Source organism: Pinisolibacter sp. DMC19, assembly GCF_056313985.1.
The window spans coordinates 277,962-304,764 of sequence record NZ_JBQUZF010000004.1; the positions used below are offsets into that span (position 1 = coordinate 277,962).

Here is a 26,803-nt window from a genome sequence, read left to right on the forward strand (position 1 = left end):
CTCACTCTTCCAGCAGGCAGGCGACGCGGTGTCCGTCGCCGAGGAGCGCCGGCTTGTCGACGCGGCAGCGGTCGGTGACGACCGGGCAGCGCGGGTTGAAGACGCAGCCGGGCGGCGGGGCGAAGGGCGAGGGCAGCTCGCCCTGCAGCACGATGCGATCGCGCCGGCGGCCGGGGTCGGCGACCGGCGTCGCCGACAGCAGCGCCTTGGTGTAGGGGTGGCGCGGATCGGCGAAGATCTCGTCCTTCGAGGCCTGTTCCACCACGCCGCCGAGATACATCACCATGACGTCGTCGGCGATGTGGCGCACCACCGACAGATCATGGCTGACGAAGACATAGGCGAGGTCGAACTCCTGCTGGAGATCGGCCAGGAGGTTCAGCACCTGCGCCCGGACCGAGACGTCGAGGGCGGAGACCGGCTCGTCGAGCACGATGACGCTCGGCTTCAGCATCAGCGCGCGCGCGATGGCGATGCGCTGGCGCTGGCCGCCGGAGAACATGTGCGGATAGCGCTCGGCGTGTTCGGGGCGGAGGCCGACCCGCGACAGCATGTCGAGGGCCTGGGCGTGGCGCTCGTCGGCCGGCATGTCGGTGTTGACGAGCAGCGGCTCCTCGAGCGTGGCGCGGATGGTGCGGCGTGGGTTGAGCGAGCCGTAGGGGTTCTGGAACACCATCTGCACCGAACGGCGCAGACCCTTGAGGCGCGAGCCCGAGACGCCGGTGACGTCGTGGCCGTCGATCGCCAGATGGCCGTCGGTCGGCGGTTCGATCAGGGCCAGCATGCGGCCGAGCGTCGACTTGCCGGAACCGGATTCGCCGACGACCGCGAGGGTGCGGCGCCGGTCGAGCGACAGCGAGATGCCGTTGACGGCGTGGACGACGCCGGGGGCGGCGAAGAAACCGCGGCCGACCTCGTAGGTCTTTACGAGATCCTGGGCTTCGAGGATCGGCGCGTGCTGCGCCTCGGTGCGGGCGGCGGACGCGGTCATGCCGGCACTCCTTCGACGGTCGCGGGGGTGGGCCGGCCGTCGACCAGCGGCGTGTGGCAGAGCGCGCGGCCGAGCGCGTCGGCGGCAGGCACCGGCGGCCGCGTCGAGCAGAGCGGCGTCGCCACGCCGCAGCGCGGGGCGAAGCGGCAACCGGCGAGACGGTCCCACTGACCGGGCACCATGCCGGGGATCGCCGGCAGGCGCTTCTCCGTCGCGCGCTCGGGCAGAGCGGCGAGGAGGGCGGCGGTATAGGGATGGTGGGGATCGCGGAAGAGCTCTTCCGTCAGCGCCGCCTCGACCTGGTTGCCGGCATATTGCACGACGACGCGTTCGGCGGTCTCGGCGACGACGCCCATGTCGTGGGTGATCAGGACCAGCGCCATGTCCTTCTCGTCGCGCAGGCGGACGAGGAGGTCGAGGATCTGCGCCTGGATGGTCACGTCGAGGGCGGTCGAGGGCTCGTCGGCGATGAGGAGCTTGGGCGAGCAGGAGATCGCCATGGCGATCATCACGCGCTGGCTCATGCCGCCGGAGAGCTGGTGCGGGAAGGCGGTGAGGCGGCTCTCCGGCGAGGGGATGCCGACCTGTTCCAGGAGTTCGATCGTGCGGGCGCGGCGCGCCGCCCGGCCGAGGCCGAGATGGGTGGCGAGCGCCTCGCCGATCTGGAAGCCGACGGTGAAGCAGGGGTTCAGCGACGACATCGGCTCCTGGAAGATCATCGCGATGTCCTTGCCGACGATCCGGCGCCGGACGGCGCGGGAGGCGGCGAGGAGGTCGATGCCTTCGAAGGCGAGGCGGTCGGCGGTGACGCGGGCGGTCTTGGGCAGGAGGCCCATGACGGCGAGCATGGCGACGGACTTGCCGGAACCACTCTCGCCGACGATCGACACGATCTCGCGCGGGTCGACCTTCAGGGACACGCCGTCGACGGCGCGGAAGAGGCCGCCGGCGCGGGTTTCGAAGTCGACCGACAGGTTTTCGATCTCGAGCAGGGCCATGCGCTCAGCTCCGCTTCAGCTTGGGATCGAGCGCGTCGCGCAGACCGTCGCCCATCAGGTTGATGGAGACGACGGTGATCAGGATGGCGAGGCCCGGCAGGGTGACGACATGGGGCGCGCGCTGGATGAACTCGCGCGCCGAGGAGAGCATGGCACCCCATTCCGGCGTCGGCGGCTGGGCGCCGAGGCCGAGGAAGCCGAGGGCGGCCGCCTCGAGGATGGCGTCGGAGATGCCGAGGGCGGCCTGGACGATCAGCGGCGCCAGACAGTTCGGCAGCACCGTCACGAAGGCGAGACGGAACGGGCCGGAGCCGGCGGCGCGGCTCGCCGTGACGTAGTCGCGGGCGAGTTCGCCCATGGCGGTCGAGCGCACGATGCGGACGTAGCGCGGCATGTAGACGACGGTCACCGCGACGATGGTGTTGGCGAGCGACGGGCCGATGACCGCGATGACGACGATGGCGAGCACCAGGCTCGGCACCGACATGATCAGGTCCATGATGCGCGAGATGGCGGTGTCGACGAGGCCGCCCATGAAGGCGGCGGCGAGGCCGAGGCAGACGCCGACGGCGAGCGAGACCGCCACCACCGAGAAGCCGATGAACAGCGAATAGCGCGAGCCGTGGACGATGCGGGCCATCAGATCGCGACCGACGTCGTCGGTGCCGAGGGGGAAGGCCCACGAACCGCCGTCGGCCCAGACCGGGGGCTGGAGCACGTGCTGGCGGTACTGTTCCATCGGATCGTGGAGGGCGATCAGATCGGCGAAGGCGGCGATCAGCAGGATCGTCACCAGCACCGCGAGGCCGATGACGGCGCCGCGGTTGACGGCGAAGTCGTTCCACAGCGCACGGGTGGGCGAGGGCGGCGCGATCCCGGCGCGCGGGTCGAGGGCGAGAGCGTCATCGGCCATGGCGGATCCGCGGGTTGATCACGGCGTTGAGGATGTCGACGGACATGTTCACGAGCACGAGAAGGGTGGAAATCAGGAGAACGCCGCCCTGCAGCGCCGGATAGTCGCGGCGGAAGATCGACTCGATCAGCCACTTGCCGACGCCCGGCCAGGCGAAGATCGTCTCGGTCAGCACGGCGCCGGCGAGCATGGTGCCGCCCTGCAGGCCGATGGTGGTGACGACTGGGATCAGTGCGTTGCGCAGCGCATGGAGACCGACGACGCGGAAGGGCGAGAGGCCCTTGGCGCGGGCGGTGCGGACATAGTCCTCCTCCAGCACCTCGAGCATCGAGGACCGCGTCATGCGGGCGATCGCCGCGAGCGGGATGGTCCCGAGCACGATCGCCGGAAGGATCAGGTGCGACAGCGCCGACGAGAAGGCTCCCTCCTGGTCGGAGAGCAGACTGTCGATCGTCATGAAGCCGGTGATCGGCTCGAAATAGTAGACGAGATCGATGCGGCCGGAGACCGGCGTCAGGTCGAGCGTCACCGAGAAGAACAGGACGAGCAGCAGACCCCACCAGAAGACCGGCATCGAATAGCCGAAGAGCGCGACGCCCATCAGGCCGTGGTCGACGGAGGAGCCGCGCTTCAGGGCAGCCAGAACGCCGAAGGGCACGCCGAGCAGGACGGCGAAGGCCATGGCGAAGATCGACAGCTCGATGGTCGCCGGGAACAGCGTCAGGAACTCCTTCAGCACCGATTCCTGGCTGATGATCGAGGTGCCGAAGTCACCGTGCAGCAGGTTCCAGACGTAGTCGAGGAACTGCTTCCACACCGGCTGGTCGAGGCCCAGCTCGTGGCGGAAGAACTCGAGACGTTCGGGCGAGATGCCGCGTTCGCCGCGCCTGACCTCGATCGGATCGCCCGGCACCAGCCGGATGGCGACGAAGGTCAGGAAACTCAGCGCGAACAGGGTCGGAACCGTCAGCGCCATGCGGCGCAGGACGAACGAAAACATGTCGTAGATGCTCCTCCCGGGAACGACGGGCGGCCCCCGGTGAAGGTCTCTTCGCCGGGGGCCGCGCGCAATGTCGATCGATCACTCGAGGCCGACGCCGTAGAACTCGTGACGGCCGAACGGCGAGATCTTGTAGTCGATCACGTTCTTGGTCGTCGCCTCGAACACCACCGAATGGGCGATGTTGTAGGACGGCATGTCGTCGTGGGCGATCTGCTGCATCTCTTCGTAGAGCTTGGTGCGGGCGGCCTTGTCGGTGAGCTTCTTGGCCGCGTTCAGACGGTCGTCGAAGTCCTTGTTGCACCACTTGGACAGGTTCTGACCGCCGGGACGCGCCGCGGCGCAGCCGAGCAGGAAGAAGAAGTTGTCCGGGTCGCCGTTGTCGCCGGTCCAGCCGAGCTGGCCGGTCATGTGCTCGCCCTGCTGCAGACGCTTGCGATACTCGCCCCACTCGTAGGTGACGAGCTTGGCATTGACGCCGACCTTGGCCAGATCGGCCTGCATCATCTCGCCGATGCGCTTGCCGTTCGGGTTGTAGGGGCGCTGCTTGGGCATGTACCAGAGGTCGATCTCGAGCGGCAGCTTCACGCCGGCGTCCTCGAGCATCTTCTTGGCCTTGGCGGGATCGTAGGCGTAGTCGACGACCTTGTCGTTGTAGGACCAGATGGTCGGCGGGATCAGGTTCTTCGCGGCCTGGCCGGCGCCCTGGTAGACGTCCTTGATGATCGCGTTCTTGTCGATCGCCATGGCGAAGGCCTGACGGACCTCCTTCTTGTCGAACGGCGGCTTCTCGAGGTTGAAGGCCCAGTAGGCGATGTTGAGGCCGGGCTGGCTCATCAGCTTCAGCGTCGGGTCCTTGCCGATCGCCTCGAGGTCGGCCGGGTTCGGGCCGAACATCACCTGGCATTCGCCCTTCTTCAGCTTGGCGTAGCGCGAGGTGGCGTCGCCGGTGATGGCGTAGACCAGATCGTCGAACTTCGACTTGCCGCCCCAATAGGCCGGGAAGGCCTTGAAGCGGATCACCGCGTCCTTCTGGTAGGCGACGAAGGAGAAGGGACCGGTGCCGACCGGAATCTGGTCGAACTGCTCGGGCGTGCCCTTCTTGAGCAGGTAGTCGGCGTATTCGGCCGACTGGATGGTCATGAAGTCCATCGCTAGGTTCGCGATGATCGTCACGTTCGGCTCGGTCATCACCATCTTGACGGTGTAGTCGTCGACCTTCTCGACGGACTTCAGCAGCTTCGGCATGTCCATGTCGGAGAAGTAGTCGTAGGCGCCGCCGGAGACCTTGTGGTAGGGGTGATCATCCTTCCACTGGCGGTTGAACGAGAACAGCACGTCGTCGGCGTTGAAGTCGCGGGTCGGCTTGAAGCCGTTGACGCCGGAATGGAACTTCACGCCCTTGCGCAGATGGAAGGTGACGGTCAGGCCGTCTTCGGAGATGTCCCACTTCTCGGCGAGGCCGGGAACCACGTTGGTCGACCCGCGCTCGAACTCGACGAGCTGGTTGAAGACCGGACGGGCGGCGTCGAACGAGGTGCCGGTGGTGTTCAGCGCCGGGGTGAAGTTCTCGGGGCTTCCTTCCGAGCAGTAGACCAGCGTCTTGGCGGACGCGGCGGTCGCGCCGAGAGCGATCATGACGGCGAGCGTGGCGACGCCGGTGAAGAGAGTCCGTTTCATCGAGGAGGCTCCTTCGCGTGGCCCCGGTCTCTTGCCGGGGTCGAACGGTTGCGAGGAGACCGGTCGGTGGACATCCCGACCGGGAAAAACCTTCCCCGCCCGAAGCGGATGCCGATTCCGGCATTCCGGTCGAGGCCTGGAAGGGGAGCATTTGCTCGAAAATCCACCCGATCGCGAACGACCCGGTCTCCCGTGTCGGCGATCAAATCCCAATGCGCGGCGTTGCGCAATGGGGAAAGGCGGAGATCACTGTGGAGCCGGGCGGTGCCCGCCGGGTGCGCTCCTCAGGGCAGGTCGGTGAGAATGGCCGGCCACCGTCGTTCGGCTTCGGCGAGGAGCCGGTCGGGATCGAGCAGGAAGGCGGCGCGCGAAGCCGGATCGGCGAAGAGCAGCAGCCGGCCGTCGTGGATGACGAAGTGACGCGGCGATCCTTCCGCCGGCCGCCCTTGCGAGACGGCGAAGGCGCAGCGGCCGCCGAACATCGGCGCATAGGTCTTGGGGGCGCCGAGGAAGGCGGCGCGGGTGCCCTCGTCGACGAAGAGCCAGGTGACGCCGGCCCAGTCGACCTGCAGCGCCTCGTCGCCCATGCGGGCCTCGTTCCACATGAAGTAGCCGACCGGATCGATGCCGCCGAGCGCGCGGCCGGTCGTGTGGTCGGCGAGGAAGCGGACGACCGGGGTCGGCGACGCCTTGGCGATCGGACCGTCGAGCTTCGGCGGCGGCGGCGGCGGGCGCGGCGGGGGAGGGGGCGCGGGCTGTTCTGCGGCGGCCGGCGCGGGCTTCGGCGCGGCCTCGTGACTGCTGCTGTTGGCGCTCGCGGGCGCGGCGGCGAGGAGGAGGGCGAGGGCGAGAAGGCCGACGGGGGCGAGCGCCCCCGCGGCCGCGTCGTCGCGTCGCCGCGCGAAAAACCGGCATCGCCCCGTCCTTGCCCGAATTCCGCTAAACTCGTGCATGTACGATTCGACCTCGCGTATTCGAGGCGCGTCTCACCCGAGACGCAGATCTGCGCGACGGGGCGAATCGCCGGTTCGCCCCGGTAGGTCAAGAAAGCTGGGATGGGGACGCATGCGCAAGCGCGACGTGACGAAATTCCTCGGGACCCCGATGCTGGGTCTCCTTCTCGCCGCGGTCTTCGCGGTGCTCGTCGGCGGGACGTCGCCGGTCCTCGCCCAGGATCGCGGTGGAACCTATTCCACCGACGAACTGGTCAAGACCGGCCACAAGTTCTTCGGCACCGTCTCCGGCGGCCTCGCCACGGTGATCGAAGAGGCCGTCTCGCGTTACGGCCAGCCCAACGGCTACATCCTCGGTGAAGAAGGCGGCGGCGCCATCGTCGGCGGCCTGCGCTACGGCGAGGGCATGCTCAACACCCGCGACCGCGGCAAGACCAAGGTCTACTGGCAGGGTCCGTCGATCGGCTGGGACTTCGGCGGCGACGGCGCCCGCACGATGATGCTGGTCTACAACCTGCCGGCCACCCAGGCGCTGTGGCAGCGTTTCGCCGGTGTCGACGGCTCGGCCTATTTCATCGGCGGCTTCGGCATGACGGCTCTGGTCGCCGACCGGATCTACGTCGTGCCGGTTCGTTCCGGCGTGGGGCTTCGCCTCGGCGTCAACATCGGGTATCTGAAGTTCACGCCCAAGCCGACCTGGAACCCCTTCTGACCGGCCTCGGGCACGCGGACGCCCCGCAAGGGGCGTTTCGCCGGCCTCACTGACGCGCCCACGGGCGAGCGACCGATCCGAAAGGAAGCGCATGACGATCGAATGGGCGATGTGGTTCGCTCTCGGCTTCCTGTCGGCCGGCATCGTCGCGCTCCTGTTGATGGGGGCGGTGTGGCGCCGCGCCGTGCGTCTGACGACGCGCCGCGTCTCCGCCTCGGTGCCCTCCGGCGTCGCCGACGTTCTCGCCGAGACCGACATGATGCGCGCGCGCCACGCCCGCGACCGGCGGACGATGGAACTCGCCGTCGCCGACATGCGCCGCCAGAACGCCGATGCCCGGCTGTCGGTCGGGCGCGCGCGGCAGGAGCTCGACGAGGTCCGCGTGCAACATCTCGCCGAGCGCGACGCCCGGATCGCCGGCGAGGCGCGCGAGGCCGAGCAGGCGGCGACGATCGCGGCGCGCGACGCCAGGATCGCCGAACTGTCGAGCGCCCTCGAGGGGGCCTTGGAACGCGGCCGGGTGCTCGATCAGGCCGCCGCGGTGCGCGAGGCCGACATCGCCAAGACGGCGGTGGCCCATGCCGAGGCGACGGCCAAGGCGGCCGAGGAACTCGCCTTCCGCCGCGCCGACATCGTCGGGCTCGAGGAAACGCTGCGCAAGACGCGGCTCGAACTGGCCGAGGCCAGGACCAGGCTCGAGGCCGAGGAGACGGCGCACCGTCTGTCGCTGGCGGCGGTCGGGCAGGAGCGCGACCGCGCCGACCGGCTCGACAAGCGGATCACCCGGCTGGTCGAGGACGTCGCCGATCGCGAGGAGCGGATCGACCGGGTCGGCCGCGAACTCGAACGCGCCCGTCAGGCCCTCGTCCTCGCCAATGCCCGCGCCGCGGCGATGGGCGGGGCCGGCGACGGCACGGCGGCGGCGGGCGACAATCTGCTGCGCTCGCTGACCCAGCTCGAGAACCGCAATCACGAACTGGAAGAGAAGCTCGCCGGCCTCGGCGCCGACGCCTCCAAGGAGGCGCGGGCCGATCTGCGCGTCAGTCTCTCCGATCTCGCCGCCCGCATCGTCCATCTGACGCGGCTCGCCGAAGGCGCCTCCTCGTCGATCGACCGGATCTCGGCCGGCGGCGGCGAGCCGGCCGGCGAGAGCGGCCAGCCGAGCCTCGCCCAGCGCATCCGCGAGCTGCAGCGCATCGCCGACGAGCGCGAGGCGGCGAAGTCGCGCGACTGAGACCCCATCCGCCACGCTTTCGTGATCACGCGGCCCCCACGCGTCGGCATACGCCCCGTGTGAGGGGCCTTTTCCATGCTGAAAAAATGTGATCACATTCTTTCGCCGGTCGAGGGGATCGGTCGAGGCGAGGGTTGATCATGGCGCGTGAGATCGTCTGCATTTCTCCGGTGGACGGGCGGGAATACATCCGTCGCCCGACGGCGACGGGGGCCGAGATCGCCACCGCGATCGCCGAGGCCCGCGCGGCGCAGCGGGAATGGCGGCGCGTGCCGGTCGCGGAGCGGGCGGCGATCGTGGTGCGTTTCCTCGATGCGCTCGACGCCATGGGCCCGGCGCTCGGCGAGGATCTGACGCGTCAGATGGGCCGGCCGGTGCGCTACGGCGGCGGCGAGCCGAAGACGGCGCGCGAGCGGGTCGAGCACATGGCGGCGATCGCCGCGACGGCGCTGGCGCCGGTGGTGCCGCCGGCGCGGCCGGGCTTCGAGCGCTGGGTCAGCCGCGAGCCGCTCGGCATCGTCTTCACGGTGGCGCCGTGGAACTATCCCTATCTCACCACGGTCAACTCGATCGCCCCGGCGCTGATCGCCGGCAACGCGGTGATCCTCAAGCACGCGGCGCAGACGCTCGGCGTCGGCGAGCGCTTCCAGGCGGCCTTCGACGCCACCGATCTGCCGAAGGGTCTCTTCCGCAATCTGGTGCTCGACCACGACCAGACCACGGCGCTGATCGCCGGTGGCCACGTCAACCACGTCGCCTTCACCGGCTCGGTCGAGGCGGGCCGCGCCATCGAACGCGCCTGCGCCGGCACCTTCACCACCTGCGGGCTGGAACTCGGCGGCAAGGATCCGGCCTATGTCCGCCCCGACGCCGATCTCGAGGCGACGGTCGAGAGCCTGGTCGACGGCGCCTTCTTCAACTCCGGCCAGTGCTGCTGCGGCATCGAGCGCATCTATGTCCACGAGGAGGTCCACGACCGCTTCCTCGACGCCTTCGCGGCGCTGACCTCGGGCTATGTGCTCGACGACCCGCTCGATCCGACGACGACGATCGGGCCGATGGCGCGCACGGCCTTCGCCGAGACGGTCCGGGCGCAGACGGCGGAGGCGCTCGCCAAGGGCGCGCGGGCGGTGATCGATCCGGCGCGGTTCCCGGCTTCGAAGGCGGGGACGCCGTACCTCATGCCGCAGGTGCTGACCGGCGTCGACCACACCATGACGGTGATGCGCGAGGAGAGCTTCGGCCCCGTCGTCGGCCTGATGAAGGTGAAGGACGACGCCGAGGCGGTGCGGCTGATGAACGACAGCCGCTATGGGCTGACGGCCTCGATCTGGACGCGCGACGTCGAGGCCGTGCGGGAGATCGACGCCGAGCTCGACACCGGCACCGTCTTCATGAATCGCTGCGACTACGTCGATCCGGGCCTCGTGTGGACCGGCGTCAAGGACACCGGCCGCGGCGCGGCGCTGTCGGCGGTCGGCTACGAGACACTGACGCGGCCGAAGTCGCATCACTATCGCCTGCCGTGACGCGCGCGGGGGCGCGCGCGTCGGATCAGAGACGCAGCAACAGCGCGATCCCGCCCACCGCCAGCGACGACCACGTCGCCACCATGCCGAAGGCCTTGAGGCGGACGGAGGGTCCGCGCATGCCGACGGCGTGGAAGGCGCGGCCGACGATCAGCAGGGCGGCGATCGTCAGCGCCCAGGCGCGATGCGAGCCGCCACCCTCGACCAGTGCCAGCACGATCAGCGCGATCGGCACGTATTCGATGAAGTTCGCCTGCGTGCGGATGCGGCGGGCGAGGATGGCGTCGCCGCCGTCGCCGGAGGGCCGGCGCACGGCGAAGCGGCGCATCGACACCGGCACCGAGAGCGCCACCAGCGCGAGAGCCGCGAGCGCGGCGGTGAACGTCGTGATCGGGAGACTGCCCATGAACCCTCCGACGCGCCGAGGGGCGCGGTCCGGCGCGATCTTGGCAGAACGGGCGGGCGGCGTCACGACGCCGCGACGGCCCGAAGTGGCGGCTCGATGCCACCCGGCGTTTGAAATGACGGCGCCGCCCCTGTATCGCTCGTGGTGACGTGGTCGTGCCGATTCGTTCGGGGCGTTTCGCGCGTCGTGCCGTATCTCTGCCACGGAGCCGATCACCCATGGACGCCACGTCGGACATCTCCGCTCTCGATCTCGCCGCGCTGATCGCCAGCCGTGTCTGTCACGACATCATCTCGCCGGTCGGGGCCATCAACAACGGCCTCGAGGTTCTCGCCGAAGAGAACCAGACCGACGACATGCGCGAATTCGCCATGGAGCTGATCCGCAAGAGCGCCCGGCAGGCCTCGGCCAAGCTGCAGTTCGCGCGGCTCGCCTTCGGTGCCGCCGGTTCGGCCGGCGCCTCGATCGACCTCGGCGACGCCGAGACGGTGGCCAAGGGCTTCATGGCGGGCGAGAAGGCGGAGCTGACCTGGTCGGCGACCCGCGTGCTGATGCCGAAGAACCTGGTCAAGCTGCTGCTCAACCTGATCCTGATCTCCGGCCACGCCATCCCGCGCGGCGGCGTGATCGAGGTGGTGGTGACCGGCGAGGCCGAACGGCCGACCTTCACGCTGACCTGCAAGGGCACCAACTCGCGCATCCCGGCCAATGTCGAGGACGCGCTCGCCGGCAAGCTCGCCACCGACCACGGTCCCGACGCCCATTCGATTCAGCCGATCTACGCCGGGCTCCTCGCCCAGGCCGCCGGCATGGCTGTTTTGGTGGAAAAGACGGAAGAGGCGGTGATCTTCACCGCGCGTCCGAAGGTTTCCGTCGAGGCCGTCTGATCTCTCTACGACTTTTCGACGATCGACGTCGCAGAACTCTTCGAAGTCGCGCGCCATGTCTTCGGCGCGGGGCTCGAGCGCGGACTTATGCCTGTTTTGCGGAGGCGTCGCCGGCATTTCCGGACGAGTTGTTTACCACCGGCAATCGGTGCGAGTGATATTTTTCAGCCGTGGTCTTTCTGCGGGTTAGTGCGAAGTTTTCCGGAAATCCTCTCTTAACGCTTTGTCTCGATACTGCCCTGAGTGCCGGGGGGAGCCCCCTCACGACGTCCCCGTCGACGATTGCACAAGGTAGGGGCCATGGACGATCTGCTTCGCGAATTTCTCACCGAGACGAACGAGAGCCTGGACGTCGTGGACGTCGAGCTGGTCAAGTTCGAGCAAGATCCCAACAACGAAAAGATCCTCGGCAACATCTTCCGGCTCGTGCACACCATCAAGGGCACGTGCGGGTTCCTGGGGCTGCCGCGGCTCGAAGCGATCGCTCACGCCGCCGAGACGCTGATGGGCAAGTTCCGCGACGGCGTGCCGGTGACCGGCGACGCCGTGACGCTGGTGCTGCGCTCGATCGACCGGATCAAGCAGCTCGTCGCCGATCTCGAGACCACCGAGCAGGAGCCGGTCGGCGACGACCGTGATCTGATCTCGCAGCTCGAGCAGATGTCGGAAGCCGGCAAGCCGGCCGCGGTGGCCGAGCCGCCCAAGCACACCGAGGGTGCGCTGGTCTATCAGGTCCTGGAGCGCCAGCTGCGCCCGGGCGAAGTGTCGCTCGACGATCTCGAGAAGGCCTTCCGCGAAGCGACCTACGACGAGCCGGTCGCCGCCGTCGAAGAGCCCGCGCCGGCGCCTGCGCCCGAGCCGATCAAGGCGGAAGCCGCGCCGGCCCGCAACCGCGCTCCGGCCCGCGAGGCGAAGGAACCGAAGGAGCACAAGGAAGACGGCGAGGCCAAGGCCGGCGGCGTCTCCTCGCAGTCGATCCGCGTCGCGGTCGACACGCTCGAACACCTCATGACCATGGTCTCCGAGCTGGTGCTGACCCGCAACCAGTTGCTCGAGATCGTCCGTCGTCACGAGGACAGCGAATTCAAGGTGCCGCTGCAGCGCCTGTCCAACGTCACCGCCGAGCTGCAGGAAGGCGTCATGAAGACGCGCATGCAGCCGATCGGCAACGCCTGGCAGAAGCTGCCGCGCATCGTGCGCGACCTGTCGAACGAACTCTCCAAGCAGATCGAGCTGGAGATGATCGGTCAGGAGACCGAACTCGACCGTCAGGTCCTGGAGCTGATCAAGGATCCGCTCACCCACATGGTGCGCAACTCGGCCGACCACGGCCTCGAGACGCCCGACATCCGTCGCGCGAACGGCAAGCCGGAGAAGGGCACGATCCGCCTCTCCGCCTACCACGAGGGCGGCCACATCATCATCGAGATCTCCGACGACGGTCGCGGTCTCGACATGGACAAGATCAAGCAGAAGATCGTCGACAACGGCCTCGCCTCCGAGTTCGAACTCGAGAAGATGTCGGAAGCGCAGATCTACAAGTATGTCTTCGCCCCCGGCTTCTCGACGGCGGCCAAGGTCACCAACGTGTCGGGCCGCGGCGTCGGCATGGACGTGGTCAAGACCAACATCGACGCGATCGGCGGCACGGTCGATCTGAAGTCGGCGGCCGGCAAGGGCACGACCTTCACCATCAAGATCCCGCTGACGCTCGCCATCGTCTCGACGCTGATCGTCGAGAGCGCCGGCGACCGTTTCGCGATCCCGCAGCTGTCGGTGGTCGAGCTGGTGCGTGCGCAGCAGAACTCCGAGCACCGCATCGAACGCATCCGCGACACGCCGGTGCTCCGCCTGCGCAACAAGCTGCTGCCGCTGGTGCATCTCTCGCGTCTGCTCGACATCACCTCGCTCTCGGGCGAGGCGACCGAGCCGGTCAGCGAGGAGGACGGCTTCATCGTGGTGATGCAGGTCGGTCCGCAGACCTTCGGCGTGGTGGTCGACGCGGTGTTCCACACCGAGGAAATCGTCGTCAAGCCGATGTCGACCATGCTGCGTCACATCACGATGTTCTCCGGCAACACCATCCTCGGCGACGGCTCCGTCATCATGATCGTCGACCCGAACGGCATCGCCCAGGCGATCGGCCCGTCTCAGGCGACCGATCTCGACGGCATGGCCGAACACGAGGAAGAACGCGCCCGCGACGAGGCCACCATGGTTTCGCTCCTGCTCTTCCGCGCCGGCTCCGCCGAGCCGAAGGCGGTTCCGCTGTCGCTCGTCACCCGCCTCGAAGAGTTCTCGGTCGACAAGGTCGAGCGCTCCAACGGTCGCGATCTGGTGCAGTACCGCGGTTCGCTGATGCCGCTCGTCTATTTCGACGAATATGCCCAGCGCAAGAGCGAAGGCTCGCTGCCGATGCTGGTCTTCTCCGACGCCGGCCGCTCCATGGGCCTGGTGGTCGACGAGATCATCGACATCGTCGAGGACCGTCTCGACATCGAGGTCGGCTCGGAACGTCCCGGCGTTCTCGGTTCGGCCGTCGTCAAGGGCAAGGCGACCGAGGTGGTCGACATCGGCCACTTCCTGCCGCAGGCCTTCGAGGACTGGTTCCGTCGCAAGGAGATCGCCGTCGAAGCGCTCACCCGCTCGCTGCTCTTCGTCGACGACGCGCCGTTCTTCCGCAACCTGCTCGGCCCGGTGCTCAAGGCCGCCGGCTACCGCGTCACGGTCTGTGCCTCGGCGGTCGAGGCTCTGGCGATGCTCGAGGACGGCCGTCGCTTCGACGTCGTCGTCTCCGACATCGAGATGCCGGAGATGAACGGCTTCGAGTTCGCCGAAGCGGTCAGGCGTCATCCGCGCCTGCGCGACATGCCGATCCTGGCGCTGTCGAGCGTCTGCACGCCCGCCTCGATCGAGCGCGGCCGTCAGGCCGGCTTCGACGACTACATCGCCAAGTTCGACCGGCCCGGTCTGATCGCGGCGCTGAAGGAAGTCACGAACCACCACGACATGGGAATGGCGGCATGACCGACGACGTCAACACGCACGGCGAAAGCATCCAGTACGTCACGGTGGTGATCGGCGGGCAGCTCTTCGGGCTGCCGATCGAGCGCGTCCACGACGTCTTCATGCCGGAATCGATCACCCGCGTGCCGCTGTCGCGGCCGGAGATCGCCGGCGTCCTGAACCTGCGCGGTCGCATCGTGACCGCGATCGACATGCGTCGGCGGCTGCATCTGCCGCCGCGCGCCGACGGCGGCCAGGCGATGGCCGTCGGCATCGAGCACAAGGGCGAGAGCTACGGCCTGCTGATCGACAACGTCGGCGAGGTCCTCGACCTGCCGACCGACGGTCGCGAGCCCAATCCGGTCAACCTCGACAGCCGCTGGGCGGCGATCTCGGGCGGCGTCCATCGCCTGTCCGGGCAGTTGATGGTGATCCTGGACGTCGACCGCGTGCTCGGCGGCATGAGCGAGGCGCTGGCGGCCTGAGGTGCCGCCGCGCGACCGCGGCGGGACCCGGTCTGAAGGGAAACGGGCGCGGCCCCCCGGGCCGAACGCCGCAAGCGGGCGACGGACACGGGGTCGCCGGGGAGAATACGGCAATGAAGAACTGTCTGGTCGTCGACGATTCCAGTGTGATCCGCAAGGTGGCGCGCCGCATCCTCGAGGATCTCGCGTTCGAGATCACCGAGGCGGAGGACGGTGCGCAGGCGCTCGACGTCTGTCGCAAGGAAATGCCGAGCGCCATTCTGCTCGATTGGAACATGCCGGTGATGGACGGGCTCGAGTTCCTCGCCCAGCTCCGTCGCGAACCCGGCGGCGAGAAGCCGAAGGTGGTATTCTGCACCACCGAGAACGACGTCGCCCATATCGCCAAGGCGATGCGTGCGGGGGCCGACGAATACATCATGAAGCCCTTCGATCGCGAGATCGTCGAAGCGAAATTCGCCGAGGTCGGCCTGATCTGAGCGGGAGGCCGACATGTTGGCGACGGGAGGGGCGGCTGCCATGCAGCCGCGAACGATGGTGACTGATCCGGTACGCGTCATGATTGTCGACGACTCCGTCGTCGTGCGTGGACTCATCGGTCGATGGATCGACGAGGACCCGGCGCTGGCCGTGGTGGCGAGCCATCGCAACGGAAAACTGGCGGTCGAGGACGTCGCCCGCTCCAACCCCGACGTCGTCGTGCTCGACGTCGAGATGCCCGAAATGGACGGCATCACGGCTCTGCCGCTGCTCCTGAAGGCCAAGCCCGGCCTCGTGGTGGTGATGGCCTCGACGCTGACGCGTCGCAATGCCGAGATCTCGCTCAAGTGCCTGTCGCTCGGTGCCGCCGACTACGTGCCGAAGCCCGAGTCGAATTCCGGCGTCACCACCTCGTCCGACTTCCGCGTCGAGGTGATCCAGAAGATCAAGACGCTCGGACAGCGCGCCCTGGCGCGGGCCGGCCGGATCCAGTCGGCACCGTCCGCCGCGCCGGCACCGAGCCTCGCCCGCGGCGCGGCGCCCGCGCCCGCGGCGGCCCGGCCGCTGACCTCCGCGCTCGGCCGGCCGGCCGCGACGCCGACCACCCGGGCCTACTCGTCGGTGATGCCCAAGGTTCTGCTGGTCGGTTCGTCGACCGGTGGCCCGCAGGCGCTGACCAAGCTCTTCGCCGAGATCGGTCCGGCGATCGCCAACGTGCCGGTGCTGATCACCCAGCACATGCCGGCGACCTTCACCGCGATCCTCGCCGAGCACCTGACCAAGGCCTCGGGCCGTCGTGCTGCCGAGGGTGTGCACGGCGAGCCGCTGATGCCCGGCCGCATCTACGTGGCGCCCGGCGGGCGGCACATGGTGGTGGGCAAGCAGGGCGCCGACACCTGCGTGCTGCTCAACGACCTGCCGCCGGTCAACTTCTGCAAGCCCGCCGTCGATCCGCTGTTCGACAGCGCGGTCGCGATCTACGGACCGTCGATCCTCGCCTGCGTCCTGACCGGCATGGGCCACGACGGCGCGGCGGGTTCGACCCGTATCGCCAACGCCGGCGGCTCGGTGATCGCCCAGGACGAGGAATCCAGCGTCGTCTGGGGCATGCCCGGCGCGGTCGCGCAAGCCGGCGCGGCGGCGGAGATCCTGCCGCTCGACCAGATCGGCCAAAAAATCGTTCGACTGCTGGGAGGACGCAGATGAGCCCGCAGGAGTTCGATTGGCTGAGGAACTTCCTCAAGCAGCAGTCCGGCCTCGTGCTGACCAACGAGAAGCAGTATCTGATCGAGAGCCGGCTGCTGCCGGTCGCCCGCAAGGCGGGGCTCGGTACGCTCTCGGCGCTGATCGCCAAGATCCGCGAACCCGGTCAGACGACGCTCGCGGCGACCGTGGTGGAAGCGATGACGACCAACGAGTCGTTCTTCTTCCGCGACAAGACGCCGTTCGATCACTTCAACGACACGATGCTGCCGCGCATGCTCGAGGCTCGGGCGCGCGACCGCAAGCTCCGGATCTGGTGCGCCGCGGCCTCGACCGGCCAAGAGCCGTATTCGCTCGCCATGTGCCTCAAGGAGGCCGAGGCGAAGCTCGCGGGCTGGCGCATCGAGATCATCGGCACCGACCTCTCCAACGACGTGCTGGAGAAGGCCAAGGCCGGCATCTACACCCAGTTCGAGGTCCAGCGCGGCCTGCCGATCAATCAGCTGCTGAAGTATTTCACGCAGATCGGCGACACCTGGCAGATCTCCTCGAATCTGCGTTCGATGGTGCAGTACCGCAAGCTGAACCTGCTCGAGAATTTCTCCGCGCTCGGCCAGTTCGACATCATTTTCTGCCGCAACGTGCTGATCTACTTCGACAACCCGACGAAGATCGACATTCTGGAGCGGATGGCGAAGATGCTGACGCCCGACGGCTTCCTGGTTCTCGGCGCGGCCGAGACCGTGGTCGGCCTGACGGACGCCTACAAGCCGATGTCCGATCGCCGCGGCCTCTATCAGCCGGCGGCGGCCAAGGGCGCGGCGACCGCTCCGGCTCAACCGCGGCTCGCGGCCGGTGGCGGCGGTTTCGGCACGACGAGCGCGCCGACCGCGAGTTCCTCGACGTTCAAGCCGACGACACGGCCGCTCTTCGGCACGCCGCGCTGAGGCGAGATCCCATGACGTTCGCGAGAGGCGCGCCGGTGACGGCGCGCCTCTTTCGTTTCGTGGTGCCGACGGGCGTGCCGGTGGCCGGTACCGGGGAGGGGCCTCGACCCTCGTCGCAAACGAAAACCCCGCCTTGCGGCGGGGTTTCGGATCGATCGTCGGTGGGGGCCGGCCAAAGGGGATGGGGAAAGCCGGCGGTCCGCGATCTCAGGCGATGTCCTGGTAGACGTCGTTCTCGTCGGGCTCGCGCAGCACGTAGCCGCGACCCCATACGGTCTCGATGTAGTTCTTGCCGCCGGTCGCCGAGGCGAGCTTCTTGCGCAGCTTGCAGATGAAGACGTCGATGATCTTCAGTTCCGGCTCGTCCATGCCGCCGTAGAGATGATTGAGGAACATCTCCTTGGTCAGCGTGGTGCCCTTGCGCAGCGAGAGCAGCTCGAGCATCTGGTATTCCTTGCCGGTCAGGTGGACGCGCTGGGCGTTCACTTCGACCGTCTTGGTGTCGAGGTTCACCACGAGGTCACCGGTGGTGATGACCGACTGGGCGTGGCCCTTCGAACGACGGACGATGGCATGGATACGGGCGACGAGCTCGTCCTTGTGGAACGGCTTGGTCATGTAGTCGTCGGCGCCGAAGCCGAGGCCGCGCACCTTGTCCTCGATGCCGGCGAGACCGGAGAGGATAAGGATCGGCGTCTTGACCTTCGACACGCGCAGCGTCCGGAGAACCTCGTAACCCGACATGTCGGGCAGGTTCAGATCCAGAAGAATGATGTCGTAATCGTAGAGCTTGCCGAGGTCGATGCCCTCTTCGCCCAGATCCGTCGTGTAGACGTTGAAATTTTCCGACTTGAGCATCAGCTCGATGCTCTGCGCGGTGGCGCTGTCGTCTTCGATGAGCAGTACGCGCATGCCAATCCCCTTTGTCGCCCAAGGCGGGTTCGGCGCGTGGCCCCCCGACCGACCGCTCGCGAAACACCCCGTCATTTCCGACTCGGTAACCTACCGAGCAATGGTTAACAGAATGTGATTCGCCACGGCAAGAGTCGAGTTCGACCTCAGCCAAAAAACTCGCCAGGCTCCTGAATCGAAAGGGGAAATCCGTAGATTCAGAGGTTAATGCGTCACTTTAAGAAAGACGCACAACCGATTCTGCCGAATCACCCTTCCGAGGCCGCCCGGAAAGCGTCGCTCGCGACCCCACATCGCTCGCTCGTTCATAATGTTTGACGAAGGACGTTAACAACGCGTTACTGACGTGGGGAAAGGCCCCTCTTTCCGAAGAGATTCGTAACCATGGACGGCCTCATTCGCGAGATCGGCGACCTCGCCGCCACGACCACCTTCGGGCGGGTCGTCGCGGTGCGCGGTCTGATGATCGAAGTGGCCGGTCCGGTTCACGAAATGAGCGTCGGATCGCGGCTGGCGATCGAGGCGACGTCGGGTCGCGTGGTGCCGGCCGAGGTGGTCGGTTTCCAGGGCGAACGGGCGCTGTGCATGCCCTTCGGCGCGCTCGAGGGCGTGCGGATGGGGTGCCGGGCGGTGATCGCCTCGGCCGACGGGGCGGTCCGGCCCTCCGACGGCTGGCTCGGCCGCGTCGTCAACGCCCTCGGCGAGCCGCTCGACGGCAAGGGGCCGCTGCCGCAGGGCGGCCTCACCCGCATGCTGCGCGAACCGCCGCCGCCCGCCGGCGAGCGGATGCGGGTGGGCGAGCCGATCGATCTCGGCGTGCGCGCGCTCAACACCTTCGTCACCTGCTGCCGCGGCCAGCGCATGGGCATCTTCGCCGGCTCGGGCGTCGGCAAGTCGGTGCTGCTGTCGATGCTGGCGCGCTACACCTCGACCGACGTCGCGGTGATCGGCCTCGTCGGCGAGCGCGGTCGCGAGGTGCAGGAGTTCATCGAGGACGACCTCGGCGAGGACGGTCTCGCCCGATCCGTCGTGGTGGTCGCGACCTCGGACGAGCCGGCGCTGATGCGGCGGCAGGCGGCCTATCTCACCTTCACCATCGCCGAGCACTTCCGCGACGAGGGTCGCGACGTGCTGTGCATGATGGATTCGGTCACCCGCTTCGCCATGGCCCAGCGCGAGATCGGTCTCGCCGCCGGCGAGCCGCCGGCCTCCAAGGGCTACACGCCGACGGTCTTCACCGAGTTGCCGCGTCTACTCGAGCGGGCGGGGCCGGGCAAGGTCGGGTCGGGCTCGATCACCGGGCTCTTCACCGTGCTGGTCGAGGGCGACAACCACAACGAGCCGGTCGCCGACGCGGTCCGCGGCATTCTCGACGGCCACATCGTGATGGAACGGCAGATCGCCGAGCGCGGACGCTATCCGGCGATCAACGTGCTGAAGAGCGTGTCGCGCACCATGCCGCGGTCGATCCCGGAGGCGCGGCGGCCGTTGATCACCGAGGCCAAGCGGCTGATGGCAACCTTCGCCGACATGGAGGAGCTGATCCGGCTGGGTGCCTATCGCAAGGGTTCGAGCCCGGAAGTCGATCGAGCGATCGAGCTCGAACCGGCGTTCGAGGCATTTTTGCAACAGGGTAAGGGCGAATCGACGCGACTGAACGAGGGTTATGATCGTCTCGCCGCGATTCTCGCTTCCTGACGGAAAAGACTCACGATTTGGCAACCGTCTGTGGCTAGGCTCGTCTTCACTACGGGGGAGTATCGAGTATGAAGTCCCGAGACAGTCTCATTCGTCTGAAGCGGTTCCAGGTCGACGAGAAGCGTCGCCAGCTGACCCAGATCGAAATGATGATCGCCGATTTCCAGCGCATGATCTCCGATCTGGACGATCAGATCGTGAGCGAGCAGAACCGCGTCGGCATCCACGACATCGCCCATTTCGCCTACCCGACCTTCGCCAAGGCCGCGATCTCGCGCCGGGAGAACCTGAAGGTGTCGGTCGGCGATCTCGAGGTGAAGCTCGAGGCGGCGCGCGAGGAACTGTCGATCGCCGTCGAGGACCTGAAGAAGATCGAGCTGATCGAGGAACGCGACCACGCCCGCGAACGCGCCGAGCGCGACGCCCGCGAGCAGGACGCCCTCGACGAGATGGCCTCGCGCCGTCACGCCTTCGGGCGCTGAGTTTCCCGGACGGCGCGCCCCGCCGTCCTCTTTCGCACGGGAAAACGTCGTGAGAGACGAAGACTGGCCGCCTCCGGGCGGCTTTTTTCGTTTCAGCGTCCGATCGTCACGGTTCGATCAGCGGGATCTGCGGCGCGGCGGTGCGGGGCAGGACGCCGGTCAGGCGCGGGTCGGGGCCGAGCTCGAGGCCGCGCTTCACCGCGACGAAGCCGGAGCGGACGTAGAAGCCGAGGGCGCCGGGGTGGTCGAGGTGGCAGGTGTGGACGGTGACGCGCTCGGGCGCGCGCGACCACGCTTCCGCCAACGCCTCGCCCATCAGGGCGCGGCCGAGGCCGCTGCCGACCGCCGCCGGCACCAGACCGAAATAGGCGAGTTCGACCTCGCCGGCCCGGCTCGCGTCGAGTTCGACGAGGCCGACGTCGACGCCGTCGCGCACCACGGCGCGGCACCAGGTGGCGGGGTCGTCGAGCAGGGCGGCGAGATCGACATCCGCCATCGCGGCGCGACCGAACCACAGCCAGTCCTCGCCGACGGCGCGGAAGAGGGCGCGGTAGCGGGCGACGCCGGCGGTGTCGCCGACGATCGGCTCGAGCACGACGTTTGCCGGCAGAGGCGCGGCGGGGGCGGTCGGCGGCGCGGTCATCTCCAGCCAGGTGACGGCGGCGACCATCCAACCGGCGGGCACGGTGCCGTAGCCGTCGGCGGGAAAGCTCATGGTCGGTCCGGGCGCGGCCGGGCTCACCATGCGTCGACGCCGAACTTCCAGCCGATGCCGACGCCGACGGAGAACTGGTCGCGCGAGCCTTCGGCCCGGGCGATCGGCGAGCGGGCATAGGCGTCGGAGAGACGGGTCCACGACGCCTCGCCCTTGACGAACCAGCGCTCGTCGATCTTCCAGGTGGCGATCGCGCCGAGGCCGGCGCCGCGATAGCCCGAACCGGGGTCGTAGGCGGCGACGCCCGAGGAGGCGGCCGCGGCGGCGGTGACGCCCCAGTAGGCGCGCATGTAGTCGGCCGAGGCGAAGGAGACGCGCGGACCGGCGCTGATGCTCAGGCGGTCGAGCGGGTGGAGAATGCCGTCGAGGCCGAGTTCGGCGATCTGGCCGCGGTGGCCGCCGAAGCCCTGGCGGACGGTGGCGAAGGCGCGGAACGCGGTGTCGGTGTAGTCGACCGTCACGCCGGCCTCGAAGGTGTCGGCGACGTCGGGCAGGCCGGCGAGGGGCGAACCGCCGCCGAAGGAGCGCTTCGACAGCCAGCGCGCCGAGGGCGCGATGCCGAAGCCGGTGTCGGACGACGGCTTGCCGGTGAAGGGCGAGCGCAGGAACTTCAGGCCGAAGATCGGCATCGGCGCCAGCACCATCTTCTTCGAGCCGTCCCAGTCGGGCCGGGCGGCGAGGCCGCCGCCGACGGTGAAGACGAGATCGTCCTGCGGGCCGGGGAAGGACTGGGCGAGGGCCGGGCTCGCGACGAGCGTGGCGAGGGCGGCGAAGCCGACGAGAAGACGCATGATCACCTCTGGTGCGCGCGGGCGGTCGGCCGCGCTGCAAATCGATCCGTGGCCCATGTTTGGCCGATGCGCCCGGCGTGGTCGAGTGCGCATTCGCCACAATCGACCAAATTGCTGTCCTGCGCGCCAAGCGACGATATGCGACCGGACTGCGCCCCGCCGATCACACCGAGCCGACGGTCTTCAGCCGGACACGGGGATGGACCTCGGCCTGGCTCATGACGACGGTGTGGGGGCGGAAGCGGTCGACGATGGCGCGGACGTGGGTGCGGATGCCGGGCGAGGTCAGCAGCACCGGCAGTTCGCCCTGGCGGGCCGCCAGTTCGAAGCCGTCGCGCACGGCGGTGACGAACTCGCCGAGCTTGGAGGGTGCCATGGCGAGCGACTTCTGGTCGCCGTCGCCGACGAGGCTCTCGGCGAAGGCCACTTCCCAGGCCGGCGACAGCGACAGGATCGGCAGGTAGCCCATCGGCGACAGGTTGGCGGCGGAGATCTGGCGGGCGAGGCGGGCGCGGACGTGCTCGGTGATCGACGGGATGGTGCGGGTGAAGGACACCGCCTCGGCGATGCCCTCGAGGATGGTCGAGAGATCGCGGATCGAGATGCGTTCCGACAGCAGGCCCTGGAGCACGCGCTGGATGCCGGAGACGGTGATCGAGCCGGGGACGATGTCGTCGACCAGCTTGTGCTGTTCCTTCGGCAGTTCGGCGATGAGTTTCGCGACGTCGGCGTAGGACAGGAGATCCGAGATGTTGGCCTTGAGGATCTCGGTCAGGTGGGTCGACAGGACGGTCGCCGGATCGACCACGGTCAGGCCGCGGATCGCCGCCTCCTCCTTGAGCGAGGGGTCGACCCAGGTGGCGGGCAGGCCGAAGGTCGGCTCGGTGGTGTGGGTGCCGGGCAGGTCGATCTGATGGCCGTCCGGGTCCATGACCATGTAGAGGTTGGGGAAGACACTGCCGCGGCCGGCCTCCACCTCCTTGATGCGGACGACATATTCGTTGGGCTGGAGCTGGACGTTGTCGAGCAGCCGGCAGGGCGGCATGACGAAGCCCATGTCGCCGGCGATCTGGCGACGCAGCGCCTTGATCTGGTCGGTGAGGCGGTCCGAGCCCTCGGGGCCGTTGATCAGCGACAACAGGGCGTAGCCGAGCTCGATCTTGAGATCGTCCATCTTGAGACTGTCGGTGATCGGCTCCTCGCGCGGAGGGGCGGTCTTGGCGGTCTCGGCGAGCTTCTCGGCGGCGGCCTCGGCGGCGACCCTGACGCGCTTCTTCTCGGCGCCCATGGCGAGCGCGCCGGCGCCGCCGGCGAGCGCCAGGAAGGGCAGGGTGGGCATGCCGGGCAGCAGGGCCATGACGATCATCACGAAGGACGACATGCCGAGGGCGCGCGGGTAGCCGGAGAGCTGGCCGAGCAGCGCCTTGTCGGCGGCGCCGGAGACGCCCGCCTTGGAGACGAGCAGGCCGGCGGCGGTCGAGACGATCAGCGCCGGGATCTGGGTGACGAGACCGTCGCCGACCGTCAGGGTGGTGTAGGCGTGGCTCGCCTCGGCGAAGGAGATGCCCTGCTGGGCGACGCCGATGATGATGCCGCCGATGACGTTGATGAAGGTGATCAGCAGGCCGGCGATGGCGTCGCCGCGGACGAACTTGGAGGCACCGTCCATGGCGCCGAAGAAGGCGCTCTCGCCCTCCAGTTCCTTGCGGCGGGCCTTGGCCTCCTTCTCGTCGATCAGGCCGGCGGAGAGGTCGGCGTCGATCGCCATCTGCTTGCCGGGCATGGCGTCGAGGGTGAAGCGGGCGGCGACTTCGGCGATGCGCCCCGAACCCTTGGTGATGACGATGAAGTTCACGATCAGCAGGATCGCGAAGACGATGATGCCGATGACGAAGTTGCCGCCCATCACGAAGTTGCCGAAGGCTTCGATGACGTGACCGGCGGCCGACGTCCCTTCGTGGCCGTGGCCGAGGATCAGGCGGGTCGAGGCGAGGTTCAGCGACAGCCGCAGCATCGTGGCGATGAGCAGCAGCGTCGGGAAGGACGAGAATTCGAGCGGTGCCTGGATGAACAGCGATGTCATCAGGATCAGCACCGACAGCGTGATCGAGACCGCGAGGAAGACGTCGAGCACGACCGCCGGCAGCGGCACGATCAGCACGACGAGGATCGTCATCACGCCGAGGGCGAGGCCGATGTCGCCGCGCTTGGCGTGGGCGAGCAGCTCTCTCGGGCCGGGGAGGCCGAAGGGCATGCCGCTCGAGACGGCGGCCGGGGTTCCGACGGTCTGGTCGCTCATCGCGCCTTCCGGGTCTGCGTCACGCGGGTGTCGCGCCTCGGGAATCCGATGCGCACTACCCGGCAATTCTTGCCGGGTCCATGGTTAACGGGTGGTTAAGATCGCGGTCGCGCCGGGTGCGGCGACAAGGCCGCGACGGCGTGATGCGCTCGGGAAGGACGCGCGCCGCCGGGGCCGTCGGAGGGCGGCTCGCGCGGCATTCGCCCGATCGTGTGGAGGATGCGGCGCCGTGCCGGGTCGAAACTCTCGCCGTCTCAGCGGCGGCCGCCGACGAAATGGTGGTCGAGGCGCGGGCGCTGCGCGGGCAGGGCGGCGGCGATCACCACCAGGCTCCAGACCAGTCCGCCGGCGGCGACGACGGCGATCGGCGCCAGCGTGCCGACGGCGCCGGCGCCGGTCACCACGAAGAGCGCGAGCGTGCGCAGGAAGGCGCCGGCATCGGCGATCCGGCGCAGCAACGTGTTGGCGAAGAGGGAACCGAACGGCACGGCGGGGGTGGCCACGGCGTGCGGGGTCGGCTGATGCCAGGCGCGGTGCAGGGTGCGGATGCAGGCGACCGCGAGCCAGAGACCGGCGGCGATGCGCACGGCTGCGGCGAATGCTCCGGGCAGCGCCGTCGCCAGATCGGCGAGCGCGAGGGCAGGGACCGCCATCAGGATCTCGCCGCAGAGCACGCCGCCCGTAGCGGCGAGACGCGCACGCACCTCCGCTCCGTCTCCACGCACGTGCGCGTCCGGGGTCATCGCCAGGGCGATGCGGAGCGCGAACAGCGTTGCGAGGATCTGGAAGCTCTCGGTCACCGGTGGGGGTCCCTTCGCGCACGGCCATCGACGTCGGTTAACGCCGATGGGCAAATATTGCCGGTACTATGGTTAACGGAGGGTAAACGATCGTCCCTGCCTATTTCGATGCCTCGAACTTCGCGGGATCACGTAGCGAACCGGTCGTCGACCGGCCGTCGTTTCGCGGCGTACTCCCTCTTCAACTCGGTTCGCCGCGATCGGTTCCCTCGATCGGCGCGACGCCCTCGAGAAAAAAACGCCCCCGTCCCGAAGGGCGGAGGCGTCGTGGAAGGGCGATCGACGGTCACGCGGCTTCGACGCCGCCGCCCGGCGGCGGAATGTCGAAACCGTCGTCGCCGTATTCCTTGAGCTTGTTGCGCAGCGTGCGGATCGAGATGCCGAGGATGTTGGCGGCGTGCGTCCGGTTGCCGAGCGTCGAGCCCAGCGTCTCGAGGATCAGCTCGCGCTCGACGTCGGCGACGGTGCGGCCGACCAGCGCGCGGGTGACGGCCTCGGCGGTCTCGACGGCACGGGTGGCGGGATCGCGGGCCGGGGCGGGTGCGGCGCCCTCACCGTGGGCCTCGTCGAGGCGGACGCCGTCGGGGGTGCGCACGGCGTCGAGGTCGATGGTGTCGCCGGAGGCGAGCAGCACGGCGCGATGCATGCAGTTCTCGAGCTCGCGCACGTTGCCCGGCCAGCGGAAGCGGGTGAGTTCGCGCCGCGCTTCGGGGTCGAGTGGCCGCGGCTTCATGCCGTTGGCCTTGGCGTAGCGGTCGAGGAAGTGGTCGGCGAGCGCCTGGACGTCGGCGGGGCGATCCCTGAGGGGCGGGATCTTCAGGTTCACGACGTTGAGGCGGTAGAGCAGGTCCTCGCGGAAACGGCCGGCGCGGGCCTCCTCCGCCATGTTGCGGTTGGAGGTCGCCAGGATGCGGATGTCGACCGGCACGGGGCGGTTGCCGCCGACGCGGTCGATGATGCGTTCCTGGATGGCGCGCAGGAGCTTGGCCTGCAGGCGCAGGTCCATCTCGGAGATCTCGTCGAGCAGCAGCGTGCCACCGTCGGCCTCCTCGAACTTGCCGATGCGGCGGGCGACGGCGCCGGTGAAGGCGCCCTTCTCGTGGCCGAAGAGTTCGCTCTCGAGCAGGGCCTCGGGGATCGCGGCGCAGTTCACCGCGATGAAGGGCTTCGACGAGCGGTTGGACTTGCGGTGGACGTGACGGGCGAGAACTTCCTTGCCGGTGCCGCTCTCGCCGGTGATCAGGATCGAGGCGTCGGAGGCGGCCACCTGATCGGCGAGCTTGACGACGCGAGCCATCAGCTCGTCGCGCACCACGAGGTCGCCGCCTTCCTCCGCCACGGCCGCCAGCACGGCGGCGATCAGATCGGGGTCGGGCGGCAGGGGAATGTATTCCTTGGCACCGGCGCGGATGGCGCCGACCGCGGCGCGGGCGTCGTTGGCGACGCCGCAGGCGACCACGGGCACGTGGATCAGCTCGATCTCGAGCTTCTTGACCAGATCGCCGACGTCGAGGCCGACGTCGATCATCAGCAGGTCGGCGCCCTTGCCGGCGCGCAGCGTCTTCAGGGCGACGTCGATCGTGTCGGCGTGGCCGACGGTGGCGCCGCGATCCATGGCGATGCGCGAGGCGACCGCGAGCTGGCCGCCGAGCGTTCCGACGATGAGGAGCCTCATGCCGTTC

The 26,803-nt window shown here is 68.6% G+C and carries 24 protein-coding genes; 11 read left to right on the forward strand and 13 right to left on the reverse strand.

Annotated elements, in window-relative coordinates:
• Position 1: 1 nt before the first annotated feature.
• The 6 genes from ACT53U_RS12430 to ACT53U_RS12455 all read right to left on the reverse strand — a co-directional run bounded on the left by ACT53U_RS12430 (position 2) and on the right by ACT53U_RS12455 (position 6,535).
• Positions 2 to 991: an ABC transporter ATP-binding protein gene (locus ACT53U_RS12430; RefSeq protein WP_476155509.1), complete on the reverse strand. Its 990-nt coding sequence runs from the start codon at positions 989 to 991 to the stop codon at positions 2 to 4.
• On the reverse strand, positions 988 to 1,989 hold the full coding sequence (locus tag ACT53U_RS12435; protein ID WP_476155511.1) for an ABC transporter ATP-binding protein: 1,002 nt from the start codon (positions 1,987 to 1,989) through the stop codon (positions 988 to 990). The genes ACT53U_RS12430 and ACT53U_RS12435 overlap by 4 nt, the downstream gene beginning before the upstream one ends.
• Before the next feature lie 4 nt (positions 1,990 to 1,993).
• The gene (locus tag ACT53U_RS12440) at positions 1,994 to 2,902 is read right to left on the reverse strand and encodes an ABC transporter permease subunit (protein WP_476155513.1); all 909 of its coding nucleotides are present in this window, start codon (positions 2,900 to 2,902) and stop codon (positions 1,994 to 1,996) included.
• Positions 2,892 to 3,902 carry an ABC transporter permease subunit gene (locus ACT53U_RS12445; protein ID WP_476155515.1) on the reverse strand — a complete coding sequence of 337 codons (1,011 nt, stop codon included), beginning with the start codon at positions 3,900 to 3,902 and terminating at the stop codon, positions 2,892 to 2,894. Before ACT53U_RS12445 ends, ACT53U_RS12440 begins: the two co-directional genes overlap by 11 nt.
• An 81-nt stretch (positions 3,903 to 3,983) precedes the next feature.
• On the reverse strand, positions 3,984 to 5,582 hold the full coding sequence (locus ACT53U_RS12450) for an ABC transporter substrate-binding protein (protein ID WP_476155517.1): 1,599 nt from the start codon (positions 5,580 to 5,582) through the stop codon (positions 3,984 to 3,986).
• Positions 5,583 to 5,866: 284 nt separating this feature from the next.
• Positions 5,867 to 6,535, reverse strand: a complete 669-nt coding sequence (locus tag ACT53U_RS12455) for a YHS domain-containing (seleno)protein (protein WP_476155519.1) — start codon at positions 6,533 to 6,535, stop codon at positions 5,867 to 5,869.
• A gap of 112 nt (positions 6,536 to 6,647) precedes the next feature.
• Here ACT53U_RS12455 and ACT53U_RS12460 point away from each other — a divergent pair, with 112 nt between their 5' ends.
• From ACT53U_RS12460 to ACT53U_RS12470, 3 genes are all read left to right on the forward strand, one after another.
• Positions 6,648 to 7,247, forward strand: coding sequence for a DUF1134 domain-containing protein (locus tag ACT53U_RS12460; RefSeq protein WP_476155521.1), 600 nt, complete (start codon positions 6,648 to 6,650; stop codon positions 7,245 to 7,247).
• A gap of 91 nt (positions 7,248 to 7,338) precedes the next feature.
• Positions 7,339 to 8,481, forward strand: coding sequence for a hypothetical protein (locus tag ACT53U_RS12465; protein ID WP_476155522.1), 1,143 nt, complete (start codon positions 7,339 to 7,341; stop codon positions 8,479 to 8,481).
• Between the two features lie 140 nt (positions 8,482 to 8,621).
• Positions 8,622 to 10,010, forward strand: a complete 1,389-nt coding sequence (locus ACT53U_RS12470; RefSeq protein ID WP_476155524.1) for an aldehyde dehydrogenase family protein — start codon at positions 8,622 to 8,624, stop codon at positions 10,008 to 10,010.
• Positions 10,011 to 10,035: 25 nt separating this feature from the next.
• Here ACT53U_RS12470 and ACT53U_RS12475 read toward each other — a convergent pair whose 3' ends face one another.
• Complete coding sequence (locus ACT53U_RS12475; RefSeq protein ID WP_476155526.1) at positions 10,036 to 10,416, reverse strand: MAPEG family protein; 381 nt, start codon at positions 10,414 to 10,416, stop codon at positions 10,036 to 10,038.
• A gap of 218 nt (positions 10,417 to 10,634) precedes the next feature.
• Between ACT53U_RS12475 and chpT the strand changes: the two genes are divergently transcribed.
• The 6 genes from chpT to ACT53U_RS12505 all read left to right on the forward strand — a co-directional run bounded on the left by chpT (position 10,635) and on the right by ACT53U_RS12505 (position 17,424).
• Positions 10,635 to 11,303 carry a histidine phosphotransferase ChpT gene (gene chpT, locus ACT53U_RS12480; protein ID WP_476155528.1) on the forward strand — a complete coding sequence of 223 codons (669 nt, stop codon included), beginning with the start codon at positions 10,635 to 10,637 and terminating at the stop codon, positions 11,301 to 11,303.
• A 300-nt stretch (positions 11,304 to 11,603) separates the two neighbouring features.
• Positions 11,604 to 14,330, forward strand: coding sequence for a hybrid sensor histidine kinase/response regulator (locus ACT53U_RS12485; protein ID WP_476155530.1), 2,727 nt, complete (start codon positions 11,604 to 11,606; stop codon positions 14,328 to 14,330).
• Complete coding sequence (locus tag ACT53U_RS12490; RefSeq protein ID WP_476155532.1) at positions 14,327 to 14,794, forward strand: chemotaxis protein CheW; 468 nt, start codon at positions 14,327 to 14,329, stop codon at positions 14,792 to 14,794. The genes ACT53U_RS12485 and ACT53U_RS12490 overlap by 4 nt, the downstream gene beginning before the upstream one ends.
• 113 nt (positions 14,795 to 14,907) lie before the next feature.
• The gene (locus ACT53U_RS12495) at positions 14,908 to 15,273 is read left to right on the forward strand and encodes a response regulator (RefSeq protein ID WP_476155534.1); all 366 of its coding nucleotides are present in this window, start codon (positions 14,908 to 14,910) and stop codon (positions 15,271 to 15,273) included.
• Positions 15,274 to 15,286: 13 nt separating this feature from the next.
• Positions 15,287 to 16,480 (forward strand): protein-glutamate methylesterase/protein-glutamine glutaminase, encoded by a 1,194-nt coding sequence (locus tag ACT53U_RS12500; RefSeq protein WP_476155536.1) that lies wholly within the window; start codon positions 15,287 to 15,289, stop codon positions 16,478 to 16,480.
• The gene (locus ACT53U_RS12505; protein ID WP_476155538.1) at positions 16,477 to 17,424 is read left to right on the forward strand and encodes a CheR family methyltransferase; all 948 of its coding nucleotides are present in this window, start codon (positions 16,477 to 16,479) and stop codon (positions 17,422 to 17,424) included. The genes ACT53U_RS12500 and ACT53U_RS12505 overlap by 4 nt, the downstream gene beginning before the upstream one ends.
• A gap of 207 nt (positions 17,425 to 17,631) precedes the next feature.
• Here ACT53U_RS12505 and ctrA read toward each other — a convergent pair whose 3' ends face one another.
• Entirely contained in the window at positions 17,632 to 18,336 is a 705-nt protein-coding gene (gene ctrA, locus ACT53U_RS12510; RefSeq protein ID WP_476155540.1) for a response regulator transcription factor CtrA, read from the reverse strand.
• 384 nt (positions 18,337 to 18,720) lie between these two features.
• On the opposite strand from ctrA, the gene fliI reads away from it, so the two are divergent.
• The gene (gene fliI, locus ACT53U_RS12515) at positions 18,721 to 20,034 is read left to right on the forward strand and encodes a flagellar protein export ATPase FliI (protein ID WP_476155542.1); all 1,314 of its coding nucleotides are present in this window, start codon (positions 18,721 to 18,723) and stop codon (positions 20,032 to 20,034) included.
• 68 nt (positions 20,035 to 20,102) lie between these two features.
• Entirely contained in the window at positions 20,103 to 20,516 is a 414-nt protein-coding gene (gene fliJ / locus ACT53U_RS12520) for a flagellar export protein FliJ (protein ID WP_476137591.1), read from the forward strand.
• A gap of 106 nt (positions 20,517 to 20,622) precedes the next feature.
• Here fliJ and ACT53U_RS12525 read toward each other — a convergent pair whose 3' ends face one another.
• The 5 genes from ACT53U_RS12525 to flbD all read right to left on the reverse strand — a co-directional run bounded on the left by ACT53U_RS12525 (position 20,623) and on the right by flbD (position 26,796).
• Positions 20,623 to 21,231: a GNAT family N-acetyltransferase gene (locus tag ACT53U_RS12525; RefSeq protein ID WP_476155544.1), complete on the reverse strand. Its 609-nt coding sequence runs from the start codon at positions 21,229 to 21,231 to the stop codon at positions 20,623 to 20,625.
• A 23-nt stretch (positions 21,232 to 21,254) separates the two neighbouring features.
• Entirely contained in the window at positions 21,255 to 22,022 is a 768-nt protein-coding gene (locus tag ACT53U_RS12530) for a MipA/OmpV family protein (protein WP_476155546.1), read from the reverse strand.
• A 163-nt stretch (positions 22,023 to 22,185) separates the two neighbouring features.
• Positions 22,186 to 24,276: a flagellar biosynthesis protein FlhA gene (flhA, locus tag ACT53U_RS12535; protein ID WP_476155740.1), complete on the reverse strand. Its 2,091-nt coding sequence runs from the start codon at positions 24,274 to 24,276 to the stop codon at positions 22,186 to 22,188.
• 299 nt (positions 24,277 to 24,575) lie between these two features.
• The gene (locus tag ACT53U_RS12540) at positions 24,576 to 25,121 is read right to left on the reverse strand and encodes a hypothetical protein (protein ID WP_476155547.1); all 546 of its coding nucleotides are present in this window, start codon (positions 25,119 to 25,121) and stop codon (positions 24,576 to 24,578) included.
• Positions 25,122 to 25,407: 286 nt separating this feature from the next.
• Positions 25,408 to 26,796, reverse strand: coding sequence for a sigma-54-dependent transcriptional regulator FlbD (gene flbD, locus ACT53U_RS12545; protein ID WP_476155549.1), 1,389 nt, complete (start codon positions 26,794 to 26,796; stop codon positions 25,408 to 25,410).
• Positions 26,797 to 26,803: the final 7 nt, after the last annotated feature.

What these genes read in the sequence shown, in the direction of transcription:
- ACT53U_RS12430 (WP_476155509.1), bottom strand. Translation starts at nt 991, where the DNA reads ATGACCGCGTCCGCCGCCCGCACCGAGGCGCAGCACGCGCCGATCCTC.
- ACT53U_RS12435 (WP_476155511.1), bottom strand. Translation starts at nt 1,989, where the DNA reads ATGGCCCTGCTCGAGATCGAAAACCTGTCGGTCGACTTCGAAACCCGC.
- ACT53U_RS12440 (WP_476155513.1), bottom strand. Translation starts at nt 2,902, where the DNA reads ATGGCCGATGACGCTCTCGCCCTCGACCCGCGCGCCGGGATCGCGCCG.
- ACT53U_RS12445 (WP_476155515.1), bottom strand. Translation starts at nt 3,902, where the DNA reads ATGTTTTCGTTCGTCCTGCGCCGCATGGCGCTGACGGTTCCGACCCTG.
- ACT53U_RS12450 (WP_476155517.1), bottom strand. Translation starts at nt 5,582, where the DNA reads ATGAAACGGACTCTCTTCACCGGCGTCGCCACGCTCGCCGTCATGATC.
- ACT53U_RS12455 (WP_476155519.1), bottom strand. Translation starts at nt 6,535, where the DNA reads ATGCACGAGTTTAGCGGAATTCGGGCAAGGACGGGGCGATGCCGGTTT.
- ACT53U_RS12460 (WP_476155521.1), top strand. Translation starts at nt 6,648, where the DNA reads ATGCGCAAGCGCGACGTGACGAAATTCCTCGGGACCCCGATGCTGGGT.
- ACT53U_RS12465 (WP_476155522.1), top strand. Translation starts at nt 7,339, where the DNA reads ATGACGATCGAATGGGCGATGTGGTTCGCTCTCGGCTTCCTGTCGGCC.
- ACT53U_RS12470 (WP_476155524.1), top strand. Translation starts at nt 8,622, where the DNA reads ATGGCGCGTGAGATCGTCTGCATTTCTCCGGTGGACGGGCGGGAATAC.
- ACT53U_RS12475 (WP_476155526.1), bottom strand. Translation starts at nt 10,416, where the DNA reads ATGGGCAGTCTCCCGATCACGACGTTCACCGCCGCGCTCGCGGCTCTC.
- chpT (WP_476155528.1), top strand. Translation starts at nt 10,635, where the DNA reads ATGGACGCCACGTCGGACATCTCCGCTCTCGATCTCGCCGCGCTGATC.
- ACT53U_RS12485 (WP_476155530.1), top strand. Translation starts at nt 11,604, where the DNA reads ATGGACGATCTGCTTCGCGAATTTCTCACCGAGACGAACGAGAGCCTG.
- ACT53U_RS12490 (WP_476155532.1), top strand. Translation starts at nt 14,327, where the DNA reads ATGACCGACGACGTCAACACGCACGGCGAAAGCATCCAGTACGTCACG.
- ACT53U_RS12495 (WP_476155534.1), top strand. Translation starts at nt 14,908, where the DNA reads ATGAAGAACTGTCTGGTCGTCGACGATTCCAGTGTGATCCGCAAGGTG.
- ACT53U_RS12500 (WP_476155536.1), top strand. Translation starts at nt 15,287, where the DNA reads ATGTTGGCGACGGGAGGGGCGGCTGCCATGCAGCCGCGAACGATGGTG.
- ACT53U_RS12505 (WP_476155538.1), top strand. Translation starts at nt 16,477, where the DNA reads ATGAGCCCGCAGGAGTTCGATTGGCTGAGGAACTTCCTCAAGCAGCAG.
- ctrA (WP_476155540.1), bottom strand. Translation starts at nt 18,336, where the DNA reads ATGCGCGTACTGCTCATCGAAGACGACAGCGCCACCGCGCAGAGCATC.
- fliI (WP_476155542.1), top strand. Translation starts at nt 18,721, where the DNA reads ATGGACGGCCTCATTCGCGAGATCGGCGACCTCGCCGCCACGACCACC.
- fliJ (WP_476137591.1), top strand. Translation starts at nt 20,103, where the DNA reads ATGAAGTCCCGAGACAGTCTCATTCGTCTGAAGCGGTTCCAGGTCGAC.
- ACT53U_RS12525 (WP_476155544.1), bottom strand. Translation starts at nt 21,231, where the DNA reads ATGAGCTTTCCCGCCGACGGCTACGGCACCGTGCCCGCCGGTTGGATG.
- ACT53U_RS12530 (WP_476155546.1), bottom strand. Translation starts at nt 22,022, where the DNA reads ATGCGTCTTCTCGTCGGCTTCGCCGCCCTCGCCACGCTCGTCGCGAGC.
- flhA (WP_476155740.1), bottom strand. Translation starts at nt 24,276, where the DNA reads ATGCCCTTCGGCCTCCCCGGCCCGAGAGAGCTGCTCGCCCACGCCAAG.
- flbD (WP_476155549.1), bottom strand. Translation starts at nt 26,796, where the DNA reads ATGAGGCTCCTCATCGTCGGAACGCTCGGCGGCCAGCTCGCGGTCGCC.